The organism is Luteitalea sp., assembly GCF_022842525.1.
In the GTDB taxonomy this organism is placed as follows: domain Bacteria; phylum Acidobacteriota; class Vicinamibacteria; order Vicinamibacterales; family Vicinamibacteraceae; genus Luteitalea.
The window spans coordinates 1-4,160 of record NZ_JALHPM010000324.1 but is presented as its reverse complement, the minus strand read 5'-3'; the positions used below and the strand labels follow the sequence as shown (position 1 = coordinate 4,160).

General features: G+C 65.9%; 2 protein-coding genes, 1 pseudogene and 1 other annotated feature. Of the genes and pseudogenes, 1 reads left to right on the top strand and 2 read right to left on the bottom strand.

Going from position 1 to position 4,160, the window contains the following annotated elements; translation table 11 throughout:
* Positions 1-653: pseudogene (locus Q0C41_RS30255) on the bottom strand (IS3 family transposase); the annotation flags it as partial.
* Positions 259-375: a sequence feature (AL1L pseudoknot), on the bottom strand. (Overlaps the previous pseudogene by 117 nt.)
* A 1,147-nt stretch (positions 654-1,800) precedes the next feature.
* Between Q0C41_RS30255 and Q0C41_RS30250 the strand changes: the two are divergent.
* Positions 1,801-3,066, top strand: coding sequence for a site-specific integrase (locus Q0C41_RS30250; protein WP_291990561.1), 1,266 nt, complete (start codon positions 1,801-1,803; stop codon positions 3,064-3,066).
* Between the two features lie 198 nt (positions 3,067-3,264).
* Here Q0C41_RS30250 and Q0C41_RS30245 read toward each other — a convergent pair.
* A partial coding sequence (locus Q0C41_RS30245) for a hypothetical protein (protein ID WP_291990559.1) occupies positions 3,265-4,160 on the bottom strand: 896 nt, incomplete at its 5' end.

Below are 4,160 nucleotides of genomic sequence, written 5' to 3'. Positions count from 1 at the left end.
TGTCTGCGTGGTCACCGTCCACGCGCGGCCGCGGGTCGCGCCACGCAGGCCGAGCCCCGCCATCAGGCGCTCCACCGTGCACCGCGCCACGTGATGGCCCTCGCGCCGCAGCTGGCGCCAGACCTTGCGCGGGCCGTACACGCGGTAGTGCGTCTCCCAGACGCGCTGAATGACGGGGCGCAACGCCGCGTCGCGTTGTGCGCGGGCACTGCGCCGCGCCGGCTCGGCGTGCTGCTGCTTGGTGGCGTAGTACGTCGCCGGGGCGATCGGCAGTTGCCGGCAGATCGACTCGACCCCATACGCGGCGCGGTGCTGGTCGATGAAGGCGACCATCACTTCGGTCGGCGGTCGAGCTCCGCCTGTGCGAAAAACGCCGAGGCCTTCCGCAGGATCTCGTTGGCGCGCTTCAACTCGCGATTCTCGCGCTCGAGCTCCTTGAGCCGGGCCTTGTCACTCGTGCTCAGGCCGGGGTGGGTGCCCTCGTCCTGCTCGCCCTGGCGCACCCACCGTCGGAGCGCCTCCACCGTGCACCCGAGCTTCTCGGCCACCGACTTCATCGCGGCCCACTGCGACGGGTACTCATGCACGTGCTCCTGCACCATCCGGACTGCCCGCGCTCTCAGCTCGGGCGAGTACTGACTGGGTCGTCCCATGGACTCCATCCTCTCAACGTTGGAGCCCTCCGGAGAACCCGGGGCGGTTCACATGGCGTTGCCAGCTAGGCCCACCCTCGCCGAGAGGGGGTAGCGCCGGTACTAGGTTTGATCCGATCGCGTGGACACATCGGCGAAGGTGGCTACGATGGCCCGATTGGCCCCCGGACCCCGCTGCGCCGGCCCCGGCGACGATTTCACAGGCCAAGCGGCTCGCCCTGGTCCTCGACGAGGGGAGTAGCGTGTGGACGGTGGCCCGCGACCTCCACCTCGCCGGGACGGCGGTCCGCGGCGTCGGCTGTCGGCACATGCCCGCCGGGACGCCGAGGTCGACGTGCGCGTCCGTGCACTGTTCAGGAGGGCGCGCGAGGTGTACGGAAGCCTGCCGACTCACGACGACCTGCGCGAGGCCGGCGTATCAGCCACACGCCACTGCGTCGCGCTCCGTAGCGCCACGCGGAACTGCGGGCCCGACAGCGCAGCCATACCGCGCGACGACAATCACTGTCGAGACCGTGGCGCATCTGGGCGACCAGTAAGCAAATACCGACGACTGACAATTGACTGACAACGCGAGACCTGCGCCAGCCCATAGGGCTGCGACCCACTTGCCCAAAGAGCCGGGGGTCGCAGAGACCCGAAATGCATCGCGACAATGCAATAACACGCGGTTGCGTGATTGCCAGCGCTGCATTTCTGACCTGGCCTGGATGAACCACCGGCCTCGACTGACAAACGACTGACAACGTGAGGTGGCCTCAGGCGGCCTCCAGTTGCCTCCGCAAGGCAGGCGCGCGCCGCGGGCGTTTCGATGCGGGCTGCGTAAGTAATTGTATCGAAATGAGTTAGTTTGGTACGCCCGGCAGGGCTCGAACCTGCGACCCCCGGCTTAGAAGGCCGAGCAAGCCCTCTGCGGCCATCGCCAGCGGTATCCCTCACTCCCCAAGATCGAAAGAATCAGGCGCAAAGGGTGCGAGTCACTATCCCGCCTGCTCCTGTTGTCTCCTTCTGTCTCCAAACGAATCCGCACCCCCTACGCACCCTTGATTCTGTCCTTGGGGGTGCTACGATCCTCTGAGTCCTCCATTCGACTAGGCATCGCCTGATGCGCCTGCAGCCTCCGCCAGGACTACCAAGGGAGTTTGCCATGTCGAAAAACGTGATCTCTACCGAATTGGTTCGTACCACGCAGCGGCACGCGCCCGACCGGGTCGTAGACTACCGCGACCCGAAAGTGCCGGGGTTCGTCCTGAGGGCTCGTCCGACAGGCGTGCACTCGTGGAGAGTTCAACTGCCCGACAGAACGTGGGTGTCGCTTGGTCGCCTCGATGAAGTGAGCCTTGCCGACGCCCGCGAAGCGGCGCAGACCCTGAGGGCGAAGGCCAAGCTGGGGGAGACGCTGCCCAAGCGGATTGCGGACGACGGGCTCACCTTGCGTCGCTTCCTGGACGAACATTACGAGCCCTGGATGAGCGCTACCCATCAGGGGCGCACCGGACAGGTGGAACGGATTCGGTGGGCGTTTGGCGCGCTGCTGGATGTGAAGCTGCCAGAACTGACCGCGGCGCGCGTCGACCGCTGGCGCGCCACGCGTCGTAGCCATCATCGCCGCACCGATGAAAGATCGGAGCCAGCAAAGGTATCGGGCTCAACGATGAACCGGGACCTCGCTGCGCTCCAAGCCGCGTTATCTCGGGCTGTGGAGTGGGGCTCGTTGTCGACCAATCCCGTTCGCCAGATGAGGCGAAGCACCGAAGACGAGTCGGGGGTCGTTCGTTACCTCTCAGCCGAGGAGGAGCTCCGACTGCGTTCCGCACTGGCCCAACGGGACGACACGCGCCGTGCGGCTCGGGAGTCGGCAAACGGCTGGCGGCGCGAACGGGACTACGCGCCCTGGCCGTCACTCGGCATCTTCTCGGATCACTTGACGCCTCTTGTCCTCTTGGCCTTGAACACAGGACTGCGCCGCGGCGAATTGCTTCGTCTGACGTGGGGTGACGTCGACACCGCAAAGCGGACCCTGACCGTGCGGGGGAGCGGTGCCAAGAGTGGCCAGACTCGCCACGTGCCGCTGAACTCGGAGGCGGTGAAGACGCTCGACTCGCATAGAGCGGCCGACGCGGACTCCCTCGCCTACGTGTTCTCGAGCGGCACCAGCACGGAGCGGATCAAGTACGTTCGGAAGGGATGGACCGCCGTCCTCAAGAACGCACGGGTACAGGGATTCCGCTTTCACGACCTGCGCCACACGTTCGCCAGCAAGCTGGTCATGGCCGGTGTCGACCTGAACACCGTCCGTGAGCTTCTCGGCCATGGCAATCTCGTGATGACGCTGCGCTACGCCCACCTGGCGCCGGAGCACAAGGCGGCGGCGGTGGAACGACTAGTTGGGGCCAAGAATGATCGCTCGTAGTCGGCGGCAATGGTCCGAGTCACACCCTCTCCGACAATCCATACTTCAGTCCCGGCCTTGTTCCCCCTATCTTGGATGAACGCAACTGAGTGCTACTCCAACGATCTGAGAGGGTACGGCCATGGGGTCAGGCCCAGCTCCATCCGCGTCTAGCCTCGCAGCGAATGAGGCGCCGTGTGCCGTCGCCCCGTTCTTCGACTATGCAGCAAAGCCGCGGCGCGGACCCTGCACGTTGCGCAGGACGCAACGCACGAGGACCACAAGTTTGCCCACGCCCGCCAAGTCGAGGTCCGTGGTGAGGGTCGTGACATTCATCTTTTCCATGATCGGGACCAGAAACATGCCCATGGCGCCGAGCTTCGAGCGGTCTGGGACGTACGCGATGAGGCGCAGAGCCCCGATGCGTGCGAACGGCAGCTCCGCGCACTTGAGTTCCGAGCGGAAGATCCATTCGTCGGTCGTGCCTGCCCTCCGGCCATCGAACGTCACGTCGAAGATGCTCCCCTCCGGATAGTCATCCGTCTCCGCAAGGAGCTGCTCGACCGTCGGGGTTTCGACGGGTCCGCCGAGGAGGCGCGTGACCGGCGCCAGCTTTGCCAGAAGATCGCCGAAACCCGAGTGGAAGAAGCCGCTCTGCGGCAGCCGCGCCTTGAACAGGCGCTTGAGCAGGTCTTCGACCAGCTTCTGCAAGGCCAAGAGCTGGTGCAGCACAACGTCATGGGCGTCGAGAGATCCGGGCGCCAGCCTCCGCCCGGCCGAACTCTTCGCATGGAACACCGCGCAGCGGACAGCGGCGTAGTGCGCGTCGATGAAGGACGCGACGGGATCCTTGCCCGGCGTCCTCACGAAGGGCGCGAGGTCGGCGTGGGCCTGAACGGCCACGCCGAGCGCTCTCGTCAGCCAGTCGGTCTCGCCCTCGCCGTGCTGCTTCGGGGCGATGTGATCGAGCACCGATTCCAGCGCCAGGAACATGTTGCGGTAGCCGTCGAACACGTTCGCCGCCGCCTGCGAATGCCGAAAATACCGGTATGAGGCATGGTGCGGCGGCGGCACGTAGGCCGGCGGGGGGACGACGTTGCCGTCCTTGTCCGTCA

Coding starts and splice junctions, on each gene's coding strand:
- Q0C41_RS30250 (WP_291990561.1), top strand. CDS start 1,801: ATGTCGAAAAACGTGATCTCTACCGAATTGGTTCGTACCACGCAGCGG.